The following is a 16,313-nucleotide window of genomic DNA, read 5'->3' as shown; positions in this document are numbered from 1 at the left end:
GCGATCATCGACGGCTTCAAAAGCGTCCGCCCCGGCGCGAGCTCTTCACTCTCGCTCCGCGTCACCAGCTTTTGCGAAGGCTTCGCATGATCAGTACAGGCCGGCTGCGCCGTCCTGTTTGACGGGGCGCAAACTCCGGGATGAATTGAGTTTCCGTCGCCGGCGGGAACCGATGCTCGACCGCAAGGCAAAAGGGGCGACGCCAGTCAGGCGCCGCCCCCGATATAGCCGCAGGCGTCGGCGCCGTCAGGCGCCGTAGGTGTAGAAGCCCTGGCCGGTCTTGCGGCCGAGATGGCCGGCATCGACCATTTCCTTGAGCAAGGGCGCCGGCCGATATTTCGGGTCGTTGAAGCCTTTGTAGAAGACCTCCATCACCGACAGCATGGTGTCGAGCCCGACGAGATCGGCGAGCGCCAGCGGCCCGATCGGGTGGTTGCAGCCGAGCTTCATGCCGGCGTCGATTTCCTCGGCCGTCGCGATCCCCTCCTGAAGGGCGAAGATCGCCTCGTTGATCATCGGGCACAGGATGCGGTTGACGGCGAAGCCCGGGCTGTTCTTGGCCGTGATCGCGACCTTGCCGACGCGCTGGGCGAAATCGAGCGCCTTGGCGTGGGTGTCGTCGGAGGTCTGCAAACCGCGGATCAGCTCCAGCAGTTGCATCACCGGCACCGGGTTGAAGAAATGCATGCCGATGAAGCGATCGGGACGATCGGTCGCGGCGGCGAGCTTGGTGATCGAGATCGACGAGGTGTTGGTGGCGATCAGCGTGCGCGGCGACAGCGTCGCGCAGAGATCCTTGAGGATCTTGACCTTAAGTTCTTCATTTTCCGTGGCGGCCTCGATCACGAGGTCGCAGTCGGCGAGCTTGGCGCGGTCGGTCGTGCCGGTGATGCGCTTGAGCGTCGCCTCGCGATCGGCCGCCGACATCTTCTCCTTCTTGACCAGGCGCTCCAGGCTGCCGCCGACGGTCGCAATCCCGCGGTTGACCGCCGCATCGGAGATATCGACCATCAAGACCGAAAGCCCGGCCGCGGCACAAATCTGGGCGATGCCGTTCCCCATGGTGCCGGCCCCGATGATACCAACGGTTTGGATCATTGCTTCAAATCCCTCTCATCTTGTCGGGCGAGCCCAACCGGCCCGACCCCTTTTGCCTGAACCAGGATCGCGCACCGCAAGCGGGCGGCCGACCTGGCCCCTGATAGGCCCTTCCTTAAAGCATCCATGGCGGGAATAAAGCCGCCTCTTGCATTGCAGACGGCATGATTTGGCGTTCTCGCGGCCTGTTTGGCCCGAGCTATGTGCCCTGGTCAGCCTGCGGGTGCGGAGGGCACCGGAAAGACCCGGCGCGGGCGCCCCCCGCGGCCACATCGCCTCTAGTGGATGATCTGGTTGAGAAAGCCCCTTGCGCGCTCCGTGCGAGGCGCGCGGAAGAAACTCGCAGGCTCTCCCTCTTCGACGATGCTGCCCTGGTCCATGAACACGACGCGGTCGGCGACCTCGCGCGCAAAGCCCATTTCGTGGGTCACGCACACCATGGTCATGCCCTCGCCTGCGAGCTGCACCATCGTGTCCAGCACCTCCTTGACCATCTCGGGATCGAGCGCGGAGGTCGGCTCGTCGAACAGCATGATCTTCGGCTGCATGCACAGCGCGCGAGCGATGGCGACGCGCTGCTGCTGGCCGCCCGAGAGCTGCGCGGGATATTTGTCCGCCTGACCGTCGATGCGGACCTTCCTGAGCAGGCCCATCGCGCGCTCGTGCGCCTCGGCACGCGAGAGCCCTCGCACCTTCATCGGCGCCAGCATGCAGTTCTCGACGACCGAGAGATGCGGAAACAGGTTAAAACTCTGGAACACCATGCCGACCTCGCAGCGAACGCTGTTGATATCGGCCATGCGATCCATCAGCTCCACACCGTCGACCACGATCCGGCCGCCGTCGTGCTTCTCGATGTGGTTGATGCAGCGGATCAGGGTCGACTTACCGGAGCCGGAGGGGCCGCACAGAACGATCTTCTCGCCCTTCGCGACGGTCAGGTTGACGTCATTCAGCGCCGTAAAGCGCCCGAACCGCTTCATCAATTTCTCCACGACGACGATCGCGGAAGTACCATCGCTCGGGCTCACTGCGCCTTGCTGTCGCATTTTGGTCTCCCTCTCTGTTTTCCGAGCCGGTTTCGCTAGCGGTGCGCTCCGCCGAGGGCGTATCGCCGCCGGAGCGATGCGACGCACTGCGACGCCGCCGAACTGATGGCGAGATAGACCATCGCCACCACGAGATACATCTCGACGAGCCGGCCGTTGAGCTGCGCGAGCTTCGAGGCCGCGCCGAGGAGATCGGTCAGCGAGAGCACGTAAACGAGCGAGGTGTCCTGGAACAGGATGATGGTCTGGCTCAGGATGATCGGGCTCGCGACCCGGATCACCTGCGGCAGGATCACGCATCGATAGGTATCGAAGGTGGACAAGGCAAGCGCCTGGCAGGCTTCGAACTGCCCCTTGTTCACCGCGCGCAATCCGACGCGAATGATCTCGGAATAGTAGGCTGCCTCGAACAGGCCGAAGGTGATGAAGGCCGTCCAGGTGGCGCCGATCGGAATCGGACGGCCGTTGCCATAGAGGTGCCCGAGCACGATCGGCACCAGGAAGAAGAACCAGAACAGCACGAGGATCAGCGGGATCGAGCGGATCAATGCGATGTAGCTGCGCACGATCTGGCTGACGACAGGCAGCTCGAAGTGCTGCACGAGGGCGAAGCAGGTCCCCAGCAGCATGCCGACGACGAAAGCTGCGACGGTCAGTGCGAGGGAGAACAGCAGGCCCGACCAGAGATAGGGCCAGGCCTGAACGAGGATCGAGAAATCGAGGCTGTTCATTTCACGACCTCCATCCCGTGGGGCAAGGCGGCGCCCGGCTGCACGTCGTCCGCCAGAGCCGGCTCGATCGCATCCTTCGCCGGCGTGGAGCCCGGGATGCGCACGGCCCTGTCGATCAGCATCATCGATTGATAGGCGATGAGCGCGAGCACGAGATAGATCAGCGTCGCGGCACCGAAGGCGGTGAAGGTCTGGAAGGTCGCTTCGCTGATCTGCCGCGCCTGCGCCGTCAGCTCCATCAGGCCGATCGTGAGCGCCACGGAGGTGTTCTTGTAGATGCCCATGACCTCGCTGGTCAGGCTCGGCACGATAAGCCGCAGCGCCTGCGGGACGATGACGTGGCGATAGGTCAGATGGGGAGTGAGGCCCAGCGCATTTGCCGCCTCGGTCTGTCCCTTCGGCAACGCCTCGATGCCCGCACGCACCTGCTCGGCGATGCGGGCGGCGGTGTAGAGACCGAGGCACACCAGCGCAGGGAAGAACGATCCCCAGGGCGGCGGGATCTGCTTGATGGCGTCGCCGAGCCGGCCCGGAAGAATCTCCGGCAGCACGAAGTACCAGAGAAACATCTGCACCAGCACCGGGATGTTCCGGAAGATCTCGACATAGAGCCGTGCAAGCGCCGCCACGAACCGGTTCTGCACGGTGCGGCCGATCCCGACGACGACACCGACGGCGAAGGCGATCCACCAGCCGAAGAAGGCCAGCGCCAGCGTCCAGCCGAGGCCCGTGAGAAGCCAGTCGATGTAGCGCTGGCCATCCGCCGTCTGTTCAAAAAGCACTCCGAACATCGCAAACCTCAGAGTTACCGGTGCGAGCGAAGGCGACCATGATCAAGTCCCGCGGCGTTTCCGGTCAGTCGACCGCGTCGCTGGGCTGCGCGATCCGTTCCATCAGCGTGTCGGTGAGCGGAAACGCGAGATTCTCACCCTTGGGCGGGATCGGCCTGGTGAACCATTTCGTGTAGGTCTTCTCGAACTGGCCCGACGCCATTTGCTTGGAGAGAACGTCGTCGACGAGCGCCTTGAAGCCGGCATCGCCCTTCGTGAACATCAGCCCGTAATAGACCCTCGCATAACCTTCGGGAAGGAAGATCAGCGCATCCGGCTTCGGTGCTGCGGCCTTGAGGCCTGCGAGAAGGATATCGTCTTCCATGAAGGCCGCGGCGCGTCCGGTGTTCAGCATCAGGAAAGATTCCGCATGATCCTTGGCCTGGACGATGTTGAGACCGAGCTGCTCCTTGGCGTTCACGCCTTGCGCGAAGCCGATCGCGTTGGAGCCCTGCGTGACGACGATGGTCTTGGCCTTGAGATCGCCGGCGGTCTTCAGGCCGCTGTCGGCCTTGACCAGCCAGCGCGGCTGGCTGACGAAAGTCGTCACCGAGAACGACACCTGCTCCTGCCGCTTCTTGTCGTTGGCCGTTCCGCCGCATTCGATATCGACGGTGCCGCTCTGGATCAGCGGAATCCGGTTGGACGAGTTCACCGGCGTGTAGTTGACGGTGAGATTGGGCAGATTGAGCTCCGTCTTGATGCGCTCGACGATGGCGGCGCAGAGATCGAGCGAGAAGCCGATCGGCTTCTGGTCGGGGCCGAGGTAAGAGAACGGGATCGACGCCTCGCGGTGGCCGATCGTGATCGCGCCGCTGGACTTGATCTTGGCCAGCGTCGGGCTGTCGGCCGCGGCCGACGCCTCGACCATGGCGGCGACCGCCGCAAGGCCCGACAGGGCCCCCAGCATCCGTGCAAAATTCCTCATGTCCTGCACCCTCCTCTCTTATCTCCGGCCTAGGCGGCCTTCTCAGCTACCTTGGATGATGTCTTCACACCGCGCCGGCGGATGAGCTCGATCAGGCGATCGACATCCGCTGACGTGTTGAACATGCCGAACGACACGCGAATGCCGTCCCGTTCCGGCGAAACGCGCACGCCGTTCTCTTCGAAGTAGCCGAGCCATTCGGCCGCAGGCAACGCGACGACGTAGATGTGCGGCGCGCGGTGCTTCCGCTCGCGCGGACCGACGAGCCGGATATCGAGCGCATCGAGCGCTGCGATGAGATGATCACCAAGATCGAAGCAGTGGTTCTGGATGTTCTCGACGCCGATCTGCGCGATCAGGTCGAGCGAGGCGCCAAGCGCGTGGATTGCCGGAAGATTGAAATTGCCGAGCTCGAAGCGGCGGGCGCTCGGAGCCGGCGTAAGCTTGTCCGGGCGGGCGATGAGATCGGCCGGGATCTCCGCAAGGCTTGCGGCAGCGAGATAAGCGGGCTCGAGCTCCGCATGCGCGCTGTCCCAATAAAGGAGCCCGAGTCCCTGGGGAACGAGCAGGCCCTTGTGACTGCCGGATCCGATGAAGCTCGCGCGTATGGCCTTTGCATCGATCGGCACCACGCCGATCGCCTGCATCACGTCGACGATGAAATGGAGGCCCTTCTCCGCGCACAGGCCACCGACGCTTTCGATATCGAAGCGGTGGCCGGCGTGAAAGGTCACATGCGACATCGAGATCGCGCGGGTGTTCGTATCGATGTGAGGACGAAAGCTCGCCGCATCCACCACATCGGTCATCGGCACGAAGCGCACCTCGACACCCTTCCGTTGAAGATTGAGGAAGGCGTATGCGTTGTTCGGGTGATCGCCGTGAACCATCAGGACATTGTCGCCCGCCCGCAGCCGCAGGGCGTTCGCGGCAATGTTCATGCTTTCCGACGTGTTCTTGGTGAAGGCGATCTCGTCGGCGGACACGCCGAGGAAGCGCGCGACCTTGGCGCGCGTCTGCTCGACGCGGTCGAGCCACACGCTCTTCGGGCCGGCTGTCTCGAGGCCCTCGCGGAGAAAGAGGTCGATCGCCGCCTTCACGGGGCGCGCGAGCGGCGCCTGGAATCCGGAGTCGAGATAGGTCATCCGCTCGGCAGCCGGAAATTCCTTCCGCACGGCATCGACGTCGTAATGACCTGACATCCCACTCTCCTGTTCGGCGCATCGCCGGTGGGACCAATTTTGCGCTGCACAAATCCTGGTCACCGGTCGGCGAAGCCAACGATATGAGCAGCGAGGGGAAATCGTCTAATCTATTTTTCATATTTCAGTAGTTTTTATTCCGAAAAATGATAATTTGTTAATCGACAGAAGGAAACGCGAATGGCGGAGCAAGCCAAGACCGACGGACCACTCGACCGCGCCTTTGCCATCGTCGGGCACGTCGCCGGTCAAACCAAAGCCGTGTCGGTCGCGGAGATCGCCGAGGCGCTCGCCCTGCCGCTTCCGACCGCGCACCGGTTGATCGGAAACCTCGAGGAACGCGGACTCCTCCAGAAGGCGCTCGGGACCAAGCGCTACGTGGTCGGCAATCAGCTCGTGACCCTCGCCGCCAAGGTCATCGGCGCAGCATTCCGCACCGCGCGCCGGCATGCCGTGCTGCGCGCAGTCGCCGGCGAAATCGGCGAGCAATGCGAGATCGGCGTCGTGCGCGACAACATGGTGGCCTATGTCGACAGCGTCCGCGTCTCGCAACCACAGGGACTGCAATTCAATCCGGGCGAAGCGGCGCCGCTGCACTGCACCTCGACAGGCAAGATCTACATGAGCCGCTTGCCCGAGAAAGCACGCGAGAAGCTGTGCCGCGCGCTTGCGCTGACGAAATTTACGGACACGACGATCGCAGACTGCGACACCCTGCTGGACGTGCTCGAGGAGACGCGCCGGCGCGGATGGGCAAAGACCAACGAGGAATACGTCAAGGGCGTGGTTGGCTGTGCGGTTCCGATCCTGTCGCCGGACCGCGAGCTGATTGCGTGCCTCGGCGTCTCCGTCCCGGCGGCGCGCGTGAGCTTTGCCGAGCTCGACCGTTTCATCGCCCCGCTCCAGAAGGCCGCAGCGCTCCTGTCAGAAACGATCCTGCAGGACGATGATGACGCTGGATGAGTGCGGGGGACGGCCAACCTACTTCGCAATTCGCTCCATCACGTCCCGCACCAGGCCAACCAGCAGCTCGAGCTTGTATCCGGTCATCGGCAGCGGCTTTGCACCTGATGTCGCGAGCTGCGCGGCTTGCGCAATAACTTCCGCGTTTGCCGGCTTTCCCTCCAACGCCGCCTCGCATGCCGTCAGCCGCAGCGGCACCGGGGCGATGCCGCCGGCGGCGATGCGGACGTGCTGGAAGATGCCGCCGGATACCAAAGCGCGCGCGCAGATTTCGACCAGCGGCCATTCGGCATAGGTGCGGCTGATGGCGCGCTTGTAGTCCGCGCGCTCGGAGGCGAGCGGCGCGGGAAATGAGATGGCCTCGATCCTTTCGCCCGGCTCGAGCGCATTATCCGCGGCGCCGTTGGTGCCGTTACCAAGCAGATCGGGTATCGACAACCGGCTACGGTGGTCTGTCGCGATCGTCGCATCATAGGCGAGCAGCGCCATGGCCATGGTCGACGGATGCGGGGCCACGCAAGGCCCGAGATCGAAGACTGCGTGATAGAGATGATTGCCCGATCGCGCCGGGCAACCGGAGCCGCCCTTCTTGAGACAGCCGATCTGCGGATTGCGGAAATACCAGCAGCGCGAACGCTGGGCGAGGTTGCCGCCGAGCGTTGCCAGATGCCGGATCTGCGGCGTGGCGAGGCCTTGCGCGGCTCCGGCGATACCGGGATAGGCATCCCGGATGCGTTGATCGGACGCGATGGCCGAGATCGTGGTGGAAGCGCCGATGCGGGCCGAACCGTCCGCAGCCCAGTCGATCCCGATCGTGCCTGACGTCACGGGGAGATCGACGATGGGCCCACGAGACACCCCGCTGCGGCGGCGCTCGGACAGATCGGTACCGGCGGCGCGGAATTCGGGCACGCTACCCGCGATTGTTGGCGACGATGCGCTCATGCCGCGGTCCTCCCCTTCAAGGCGGCGACGATACGGTCGGGCCGGATCGGAATTTCGGCGAGGCGAACGCCAATCGCATTGAAAATCGCGTTCGCGACGGCAGGCGATGTCGGCACCGTCGCCACCTCACCGATGCCGACACTGTTGCCGAGCACGTGATCAAAACCGGCCTCGTCGAAATGCACGTCGATCTCGGGCGTATCCGCAATGCCGGGGATACGATAATCCTCCATGCCCGCGGTCAGGACCTCGCCGCTGAGCGGATCGACCTCGCGCGCCTCGTAGAGCGCATAGCCAAGCCCCTGGATGATCGCGCCGCAGGCCTGGCTGTGTGCGAGCTGAGGCGCCGCGATTTTCCCGACCGCAAGTCCGGTGTGCACGTTGAGCACGCGCACATGGCCGAGCCAGGTGTCGACTTCGACCTCGATCACCTGCACTGAGCTGGGCACGCCGGCGCCTATGACGATGTTGGAGTTGCGCCGCATCATCCAGCCGAACACCACGCCGAGAAGCCCGAGGTCCTTCAGCGGCGAGCGGATGCCGGGCGCTGTGTTCTTGCCGTCCTCGCCACGCGTCTCCGAGATAGCGATATCTCCCGAGCGCGCGATCAGCTCGCGCCAAGGCGCATTCGAGCCCGGTGCCGGCTTGCGCGTGGCCTGATCGAGGATCGCGGCTTTCAATTTCTGGATCGCCGTGAGCGTCGGCGGCAGCACCGAGGCGGTGACACGGCTGCCACCGGAGCCAGGGCCTTCGGGCAGCGAAGAGTCGCCGATGCGAACCTCGACCTCGCTCGCCTCGATATCGAATTCGCGCGCGACCGTTTCAGCCAGGACGCTGCGGGTGCCGGTCCCGATATCCTGCGTCGCAGTCGATGCGACGATGCGGCCACCCTTGACCGCAACCTCGACCTTGACCTTGGGCTGCCAGAGATAGAACCAGTAGCCTGTCGCCACGCCAACACCGCGGCGATAGCGGCCGGTCTGCACCGACGTCCGATTGCGCCAGATGTCGAGGCTCAAGGCCCAGTCATAGAGCCTTTGCCGATTGGGATCCGGATCCCAGCGCTTGCGCAAGGCAATCGGATCGACGGCGAGCCGGAGGGCGGCCTCGTCGACCGCCTGCTCGACCGCGAATGCCATCGGCGGACCGCCGGGCCCGCGGAACGCGGCGCCCGGCGGCAGATTGCTGATGACGTCGAAATCCGACAGGTCCTTGGCCTCGGCCGGATACATCAGCCGCGCCAGACCCGCGATCGTCGAGTTGATCGCAGCGCCCGTATCGGCATGCGCCGTGACCGACAGTGCTTTCAACTCGCCCCGGTCGGAGGGCAGCAGGGCGACCTTCACCTCCGCGGCCGGTCGATAGCCGGCGACCGACAATTCTTCATGACGGTCATAGGCAACCCTTACCGGCGCATTCGCCGCGCGCGCGAGCTCGACCGCAGCAATCGTCTCGGCGCCGATGCCCGCCTTCGAGCCGAAGCCGCCGCCGATATGATCGGCGATCACGCGGACGCGCGCAGGATCGAGCTTGAAGCGCTTTGCGATCTGCTCCTTCAGATGGACCACCCATTGGGAGGAGGCGTGCACCGTCAACTCCGCGCCATCGAAACGCGCAACCGCGGCATGCGGCTCGAGACAGGCATGCTGCTGCGTGCCGGTGCGGAAAGTCCCCTCGACGAGAAGACGGTTGTTCGCCTGGCGCGCCTCATTCACCCAGTTCCGCGCCCGCTTGGCGCGCCTGGCAAATACCGAGGTCGGCCCGCGAACGTTCTGCTTCCATGGCGCCGGCCCGCCCGCCGCTTCCGAGACATTGCCCGCTTTCTTGCGGCTCGCCCGGTCGAACACCACGGGCGCATCATCCTTCCGCGCCGCATCGAGCCCGATCACCGCGGGCAGCGGTTCGCTGGTCAGCTTGATCGCGGCGAGCGCCGCGAGCGCGGTCTTGCGGTCCCTCGCTGCGACCGCCGCGATCGGCTCGCCGACATAGCGCACGATGCGATCGTCGGACAGCAGCGACACTGCAATGACGCCGGATAGAGCGCGCGCCGGAGCAAGATCGAGCGCTGCGATGCGCGCATGCGCGTCACGCGAACGCAGGATCACGCCCTCGAGCTGGCCGTCATGCCTGACATCTACCGTGTACTTTGCCGCGCCCGTCACCTTGTCGCGCGCCTCGATGCGTGGACTTGCGAAATTGTCGCCGTCGAAGCGGCCGGCACAGGCATCCGCCACCGCGCGATAGATCGCGTCATAGGCGCCGCAGCGGCAGAGATGGCCCGACAGCGCCGCGCCGATCTCCTCGCGCGAGGGCACGGCAGTCCCCTTCGCCGCGCGCCAGCGATCGCAGAACCCAGCCGCTTCCACGATGAAGCCGGGCGTGCAGAAGCCGCATTGCAAGGCATCATGCGCCATGAACGCCTTCTGCACCGGGTGCAGCTCCGGTGCGCCAATGCCTTCCACCGTCGTCACGGATTTTCCGACGGCGGCGCGCGCCGGCATCAGGCAGCTCGTGACCGGCACGCCGTCGACGAGCACCGTGCAGGCGCCGCAGACGCCGCCACCGCAGACGAGCTTGGTGCCGGTGAGACCGAGCTGATCGCGCACGACGTCGATGAGCAGCGCATCCGGATCGTCAGGCAAGGGCTCGACGCGGCCGTTGATGGTCATCGTATTCATGGACGTGCTCCGGCTTTGCTGCGTGAGGGTCGCTCTCTGGTCACTGCCTTGCTCGCGGGCTGCTCCTGCGCCTTCGGCACAGCGCCTGCGCAGAGCGTCCGCACCATCAACGCCATGTCTTTCAGGAAGGCCTCTGCCGGCTGCATCGCCGGATGCTGCGACTTCGATCCGTGCACGGCCATTTCGACGAGCCGCGCGAACTCGGCCGGCGACAGGCCCTGCGGCAGCACAAGCTTCTGCTTGCGCGCAATCCGCGCGATCGTCGCGACCAGCCGTTCCGCATAGAGCGCGGCATATCTCTGATAGAGGTCGCGGCCATGCACGAGGTGCTCGGAATACAGCTCCTCGATATGTGGCGAGCCGTCGAAGGACGCGATCATGGCCTGCATCCGTGCCGTCATGCCGGCGACGAGGATGTCGGCGAAGCCGCGGCCCGCCTTCTCCGCCGCGCCGATTGCGGCTTCCTCGGCCGCAAGGGCGGTCTCGTGCACGCGCGCGATGACGGCCCGGAACAGCGCTTCCTTGGATTCGAAATGATGATAGAGCGCCTGCCGCGTCAGGCCGGCGGCCTCGGCCACCTGCTCGATCGAGGAGCGGCGAAAGCCGTGGCGGCGAAACACCAGCATCGTCGCATCGAGGATGCGCGTTTTCGGTCCCATTTGTCGATTTTGACAAAATATGGAGAACTGTCAAATCGCGATTTGGTGAGCGCCCGCGTCACACCGTCGCTATCGAGCAAGCAGCAACGATAGCCTCTCCTCGCCTTTTTCACCGACCTGCTGCGGTGTGCCCGACGCTGATCAGAGCCGCAGGATCTTGCCGGGGTTCATGATGTTCTTCGGATCGAGCGCCCGCTTGATCGTGCGCATGACGTCGAGCTCGGTCTTCGAGCGGTAGTGCGAGAGCTCGTCGATCTTCTCGATGCCGATGCCATGCTCTGCCGAGATCGAACCGCCCATGGAGGCGACAAGATCGTTCACCGCCCGGGTGATCGCTGCGGAATATTGCGCGAGCGTCGCCCGGTCCATGCCGATCGGGCCCATGAAGGAGAAATGCAGATTGCCGTCTCCGATATGGCCGAGAGGATAGGGCCGGATCGTCGGCAGGATGTCGAGGACGGCCTTGAGGCCCTTGTCGATGAATTCAGGGATTCTGGAGATCGCAACCGACACGTCGTAGCTCAAGCTCGGCCCCTCGGCGCGGTTGGCTTCGGCCTTGCTTTCGCGAATGCGCCACATGTTGCGCGACTGCGCCTGCGTCTGCGCGATCACCGCGTCCAGCACGCGGCCCGCCTCCAGCTGATCGGCCAGGAACTGCTCCATCTTCTCCGACATGCCCGCGCTGCCGTCCAGCCGTGGCCGGGAGGACGACCATTCGAGCAGGAGATACCATGGGGTCTCCGCCTTGAGCGGATCCTGGGTGCCGGGGATGTGACGCAGCACCATGTCGATGCCGGCGCGGCTCATGAGCTCGCAGGAGCCGACATTGTCGTCGGAGGCGCCATATGCTTCCGAGAGGATCTCGATGGCGGCCTGCGGATCGCGGATCGCCAGCCATGCCGTGCACACGTCCTTCGGCGCCGGCCAGAGCTTCAGCACCGCCTTGGTGATGATGCCGAGCGTGCCTTCGGCGCCCATGAAGAGATTCTTGAGGTCGTAGCCGGTGTTGTCCTTCTTCAGCGCGCGCAGCCCGTCCCAGACCTCACCGTTCGGCAGCACGACCTCGAGGCCCAGGACCAGGTTGCGCGCATTGCCGTAGCGCAGCACCTGCACGCCGCCGGCATTGGTGGAGAGGTTGCCCCCGATCATGCATGAGCCCTGCGAGCCGAGGCTGAGCGGAAAGAAGCGGTCGTGGTGCGCTGCTGTCTCCTGGATCGTCTCGAGGATGCAGCCCGCCTCCACTGTCATGGAATAGCCGACCGGATCGACGTTGAGCACGTGGTTCATGCGGCCGAGCGACAGCAGGATGCCGCGGTGAGTTGGCCATGGCGTCGCACCGCCCATCAAACCGGTGTTGCCGCCCTGTGGCACGATGGCGATGCCGTTGTCGTAGCAGAGCTTCACGACCGCGGAGACCTCTGCCGTATTGGCCGGACGCACGATCGCAGCAGCCTTCCCGACCAGCGTCCCGCGCCACTCGGTCACGAAGGGCTGCTTGTCGTGCTCCTCCAGGATCAGCCCCTTGTCACCCACGATCCTCCGCAAGTTGTCGAGGATGGCCGCCGTCACTGGGGCGCCTGGAACGGAGGGATCAATGGGAAGGGCTGCACCTGGCATGTGTTCCTCTCTTTGGAGCCTGGCTTGAACGCGCCGGCCTTTGTTGTTGTCGGTCGTATTCGACCTTGGATGCCAACCCTAGCATGAAGCCTTCGCTCGCAGGAACGTGCTGACCTCCGACGTTTGCGCAGATCAGGTTCGAGCTTCGAACACGAGCGGACTTCCGCCGACGCCCGGCATATCCTACTGTGATCGGATCATTCCCCCAGGTCCGAGATCATGAGCCGCTTCTGGAGTCCCGTCGTCCACACCTTGTCGCCCTACGTGCCGGGCGAGCAGCCCAAGCGGGACGGCGTCGTCAAGCTCAACACCAACGAGAATCCCTATCCGCCCTCGCCGCGCGTGCTCGCGGCCGTCGCTTCGGCAGTGGAGCGACTGCGCCTCTATCCCGATCCGCGGGCATCGCACCTGCGCGAGACGATTGCCGCCCACTACAAGGTCGCGCCCGAGGAGGTGTTCGTCGGCAACGGGTCGGACGAGGTATTGGCCCATACCTTCCAGGCGCTGTTGAAGCACGATGCGCCGCTTCTGTTTCCCGACATCACCTACAGCTTCTACCCGGTCTATTGCGGCCTCTATGGGATCGCTCACGAGGAAGTGCCGCTCGATGCCGAGATGCGGGTGCAGATCGCCGACTACCGACAGCCATGCAGCGCGATCCTTCTCTCCAATCCGAACGCGCCGACCGGCAGCGCCCTTCCGCGCGAGGCGATCGCGGCATTGCTCACCGAGCATCCGGACCAACTCGTGGTGGTCGATGAAGCCTATGTCGATTTCGGCGCCGAGAGCGCCGTGCCGCTCGTTGCACGCCACGACAATCTGCTGGTCATTCAGACCTTCTCGAAATCGCGGGCGCTCGCCGGCCTGCGGGTCGGCTTTGCGATCGGGCAGCGGCCGCTGATCGAGGCGCTGGAGCGGGTGAAGGACAGTTTCAACTCCTACCCCATCGATTGCCTTGCGCTTGCCGGCGCCGCAGCGGCCATCGAGGACGATGCGTGGTTTCAGGTGACGCGTAGCCGCATCATGGCGAACCGCGAAACGCTGACGCGTGAGCTCGCAGGGCTCGGCTTCGAGGTGTTGCCGTCGCAGGCAAACTTCGTCTTCGCGCGCCATCGGAGCCAAGGCGGCGCGGATCTTGCGGCTGCGCTCCGCCAGCGCGGCGTCCTGGTCCGGCATTTCAAAAGGCAGCGCATCGAGAACTTCCTGCGCATCACGATCGGCACGGAGGAAGAGTGCGGCCGGCTGATCGCCGAGCTGCGCGGCCTCGTCTGACCGCGCGGCCAGTCCGGGATTGCTCACGCCGCTGGGCGCACGGCCTACCAGAGCGCAAGCACCTCGTCGCGCGCGATGTTGCGGGTGATGAACACGATGCGCGAGCGGCGGTCGGCGTCGGGCCATTTCGCGAGCGCCACCGGCGGATGGAAAACGTGGTGCACGCCGTGGATCGCGACCGGCGCCGGCTCGCCGCTGAGGTTGAGAATCCCCTTGACGCGCAGCAGGTCCTCGCCTCGCCCGGAGCGCAGATGCGCAAGCCAGTTCGAGACCGCCATCCAGTCGAGCGGTTCGTCGAAGGCAAGCATGAAGCTGGCGATCGATGCATCGTGATGGTGATGGCCATGGTCGTGGGCGTGGCCGGCGTGCGCGTGGACAGAGTCACGGTGCCTCACGAAGGCCTCCTCGTTGAGCCAGCGCGCGACATCGATCGTCTTCTTCTCGGGATCGATGAGGCCGGCGCCAAACAGCCGCGCCGGATCGATCTCGCCATGCGCCACCCGTTCTATTCCGGCACCGGGATTGAGCCGGCGCAGGCGCGCTTCCAGCGCGGCGGTATCGCCGGCGAGATCAGACTTGGTGATCAGCAGCCGGTCGGCGAGCGCGACCTGCTTCACCGCCTCGAACTGACGATCGAGCTGATGCTCCGCGTTAACGGCGTCCACCGTGGTCACGACGGCATCGAGCCGCAGGAAATGCGAGACCAGCGGATTGTTCAGGAGTAACTGCACGATCGGCGCGGGATCGGCGAGACCCGTGGTCTCGATGAGGATGCGGCGGAACGGCGGCACTTCGTGGCGGTCACGCCGCACCAGGAGCCCACGCAGCGTCTCCTCGAGGTCGCTGCGGACGGTGCAACAGATGCAGCCGCTCGCGAGCACGGCCACCTCGCCGTCAATGCGCTCGACGAGGAGATGATCGAGGCTGACTTCACCGTATTCGTTGATGATGACCGCGCTGTCCCTCATGTCGCTGTGGCGCAGCAAGTGATTGAGCAGCGTCGTCTTTCCACTACCGAGAAAGCCGGTGATCAACGACACCGGAAGGCGCGCGGCGGATTTGTCGCTCTCGAACAGGCTCATCGGCGCACCCTCACCTTTTGCCGTCTTATTTTTGTCGCTGGACAACAACCTAACGTAGGAGGAGCATGGCGAAAACAATTTTAGAGCCCGGCTTCTCTGGGCCGCAACCTGGGAGAGTGAAATGCCTAATGAAATCAAGGGCGAAGAACTGCAGGGCGGAATGACCACGACCGATCGTCGGACCTTGCTCCGCACGGCAGGCCTCGCCGGCGCTGCAGGGGCCGCGCTCGCGGGCACGATGCATGGCAAGTTCTCGCTCGCGCCGGTCAGCGAAGCCCAGGCGCAGACTCCGACCTCAATGCCCAAGGGAACGGACAAGCCGTGGTGGCCCTCAAAATGGGGCAAGGATGACGAGGCAGGCGCCTCCAACCACATCACCCCGGAAAAAGTTCTCGACGCGGCGAAATGGATCAAGGACGGCAAGATCTACAAGATCGGCCGCGTCTAGGAGGGCGGCATGCCGCTGTTCGGTCCGCGCGCCTTCACGCTGCGCATTCCAGGCGGCCCGACCGGCGGCCCGTTCGGCGACAACAAGCTCGTCTATCACGACGAGTTTCTCTCCACCGAGATCGGCCAGACCGGCACGCAATTCGACGGCCTCGGCCACATCGGCATCCAGCTCGGCAAGGACGGCGACAAGAGCGAGATGCGGTTCTACAACGGTCATACCGCGGCAGAGATCAGCGACGCCTACGGCCTGAAGAAGCTCGGCGTCGAGAAGCTCAAGCCGCTGTTCACCCGTGCCCATCTCGTCGACATGGTCGCGCTCAAGGGCGGCATGATGGACGCCGGCCAGGAGATCACGTCAGCCGACATCAAGGCGGCGCTGGCCAAGCAGAACATGTCGGAGAGCGACATCAAGCCCGGCGACGCGATCATGTTCCATACCGGATGGGGTTCGCTATGGATGAAGAACAATGATCGCTTCAACAGCGGCGAGCCTGGCATTGGCCTCGACGCGGCGCGATGGGTGATCGAAAAGGACCTCGCGCTCACCGCGGCCGACACCTGGGCGGTCGAGGTGGTGCCGAATCCCGACAAGTCGCTCGCCTTCGTGGTGCATGCCGAGCTGCAAACCAAGCACGGCATCCACAACCACGAGAACCTAATCTTCGACGAGCTGATCGCCGACAAGAAGTACCAGTTCGTCTATTGCTTCGCCCCGGCCCCCATCAAGGGCGCCACGGGAAGCAACGGCTGCCCGATCGCCATTACGTGACGCGGTCGCATCGGCGCGCGGGCGGAGACACCGCCCGCGC

General features: G+C 64.7%; 15 protein-coding genes. 4 read left to right on the top strand and 11 right to left on the bottom strand.

All coding sequences use genetic code 11. The features are described from left to right. Positions 1-246: 246 nt before the first annotated feature. The 6 genes from QQL28_RS31400 to QQL28_RS31375 form a co-directional block, all read right to left on the bottom strand. On the bottom strand, positions 247-1,098 hold the full coding sequence (locus tag QQL28_RS31400) for a 3-hydroxybutyryl-CoA dehydrogenase (protein ID WP_284271736.1): 852 nt from the start codon (positions 1,096-1,098) through the stop codon (positions 247-249). A gap of 278 nt (positions 1,099-1,376) precedes the next feature. Further along, positions 1,377-2,147, bottom strand: coding sequence for an amino acid ABC transporter ATP-binding protein (locus QQL28_RS31395; protein ID WP_284271735.1), 771 nt, complete (start codon positions 2,145-2,147; stop codon positions 1,377-1,379). 35 nt (positions 2,148-2,182) lie between these two features. Continuing rightward, positions 2,183-2,878, bottom strand: coding sequence for an amino acid ABC transporter permease (locus tag QQL28_RS31390; protein ID WP_284271734.1), 696 nt, complete (start codon positions 2,876-2,878; stop codon positions 2,183-2,185). Next, positions 2,875-3,669, bottom strand: coding sequence for an amino acid ABC transporter permease (locus tag QQL28_RS31385; protein WP_284271733.1), 795 nt, complete (start codon positions 3,667-3,669; stop codon positions 2,875-2,877). The genes QQL28_RS31390 and QQL28_RS31385 overlap by 4 nt, the downstream gene beginning before the upstream one ends. A gap of 64 nt (positions 3,670-3,733) precedes the next feature. Beyond that, positions 3,734-4,636 carry an amino acid ABC transporter substrate-binding protein gene (locus QQL28_RS31380; RefSeq protein WP_284271732.1) on the bottom strand — a complete coding sequence of 301 codons (903 nt, stop codon included), beginning with the start codon at positions 4,634-4,636 and terminating at the stop codon, positions 3,734-3,736. 29 nt (positions 4,637-4,665) lie between these two features. Further along, complete coding sequence (locus tag QQL28_RS31375; protein ID WP_284271731.1) at positions 4,666-5,838, bottom strand: aminotransferase class V-fold PLP-dependent enzyme; 1,173 nt, start codon at positions 5,836-5,838, stop codon at positions 4,666-4,668. A 180-nt stretch (positions 5,839-6,018) separates the two neighbouring features. Here QQL28_RS31375 and QQL28_RS31370 point away from each other — a divergent pair, with 180 nt between their 5' ends. Next, positions 6,019-6,801 carry an IclR family transcriptional regulator gene (locus QQL28_RS31370; protein ID WP_284271730.1) on the top strand — a complete coding sequence of 261 codons (783 nt, stop codon included), beginning with the start codon at positions 6,019-6,021 and terminating at the stop codon, positions 6,799-6,801. Between the two features lie 18 nt (positions 6,802-6,819). Here the strand turns inward: QQL28_RS31370 and QQL28_RS31365 are convergent, their stop codons facing one another. The 4 genes from QQL28_RS31365 to QQL28_RS31350 form a co-directional block, all read right to left on the bottom strand. Then, positions 6,820-7,746: an FAD binding domain-containing protein gene (locus QQL28_RS31365; RefSeq protein WP_284271729.1), complete on the bottom strand. Its 927-nt coding sequence runs from the start codon at positions 7,744-7,746 to the stop codon at positions 6,820-6,822. Then, positions 7,743-10,424: a molybdopterin-dependent oxidoreductase gene (locus QQL28_RS31360; RefSeq protein WP_284271728.1), complete on the bottom strand. Its 2,682-nt coding sequence runs from the start codon at positions 10,422-10,424 to the stop codon at positions 7,743-7,745. Before QQL28_RS31360 ends, QQL28_RS31365 begins: the two co-directional genes overlap by 4 nt. Further along, positions 10,421-11,083, bottom strand: coding sequence for a TetR/AcrR family transcriptional regulator (locus QQL28_RS31355; RefSeq protein WP_284271727.1), 663 nt, complete (start codon positions 11,081-11,083; stop codon positions 10,421-10,423). Before QQL28_RS31355 ends, QQL28_RS31360 begins: the two co-directional genes overlap by 4 nt. A gap of 141 nt (positions 11,084-11,224) precedes the next feature. Further along, complete coding sequence (locus QQL28_RS31350) at positions 11,225-12,700, bottom strand: FAD-binding oxidoreductase (protein ID WP_284271726.1); 1,476 nt, start codon at positions 12,698-12,700, stop codon at positions 11,225-11,227. A 219-nt stretch (positions 12,701-12,919) separates the two neighbouring features. Here QQL28_RS31350 and hisC point away from each other — a divergent pair, with 219 nt between their 5' ends. Continuing rightward, positions 12,920-13,972: a histidinol-phosphate transaminase gene (hisC, locus tag QQL28_RS31345; protein WP_284271725.1), complete on the top strand. Its 1,053-nt coding sequence runs from the start codon at positions 12,920-12,922 to the stop codon at positions 13,970-13,972. Between the two features lie 44 nt (positions 13,973-14,016). On the opposite strand, the gene QQL28_RS31340 is transcribed toward hisC, so the two are convergent. Beyond that, the gene (locus tag QQL28_RS31340) at positions 14,017-15,054 is read right to left on the bottom strand and encodes a CobW family GTP-binding protein (protein ID WP_284271724.1); all 1,038 of its coding nucleotides are present in this window, start codon (positions 15,052-15,054) and stop codon (positions 14,017-14,019) included. 121 nt (positions 15,055-15,175) lie between these two features. Here QQL28_RS31340 and QQL28_RS31335 point away from each other — a divergent pair, with 121 nt between their 5' ends. Further along, a complete protein-coding gene (locus QQL28_RS31335; protein ID WP_284271723.1) occupies positions 15,176-15,502 on the top strand; it encodes a hypothetical protein in 327 nt (108 codons plus the stop codon). A 9-nt stretch (positions 15,503-15,511) separates the two neighbouring features. Next, positions 15,512-16,273 carry a cyclase family protein gene (locus QQL28_RS31330; protein ID WP_284271722.1) on the top strand — a complete coding sequence of 254 codons (762 nt, stop codon included), beginning with the start codon at positions 15,512-15,514 and terminating at the stop codon, positions 16,271-16,273. The last annotated feature ends 40 nt before the right edge of the window (positions 16,274-16,313 follow it).

This window comes from Bradyrhizobium iriomotense, assembly GCF_030160715.1.
In the GTDB taxonomy this organism is placed as follows: domain Bacteria; phylum Pseudomonadota; class Alphaproteobacteria; order Rhizobiales; family Xanthobacteraceae; genus Bradyrhizobium; species Bradyrhizobium iriomotense.
This window is presented reverse-complemented; position numbering and strand designations above follow the sequence as displayed.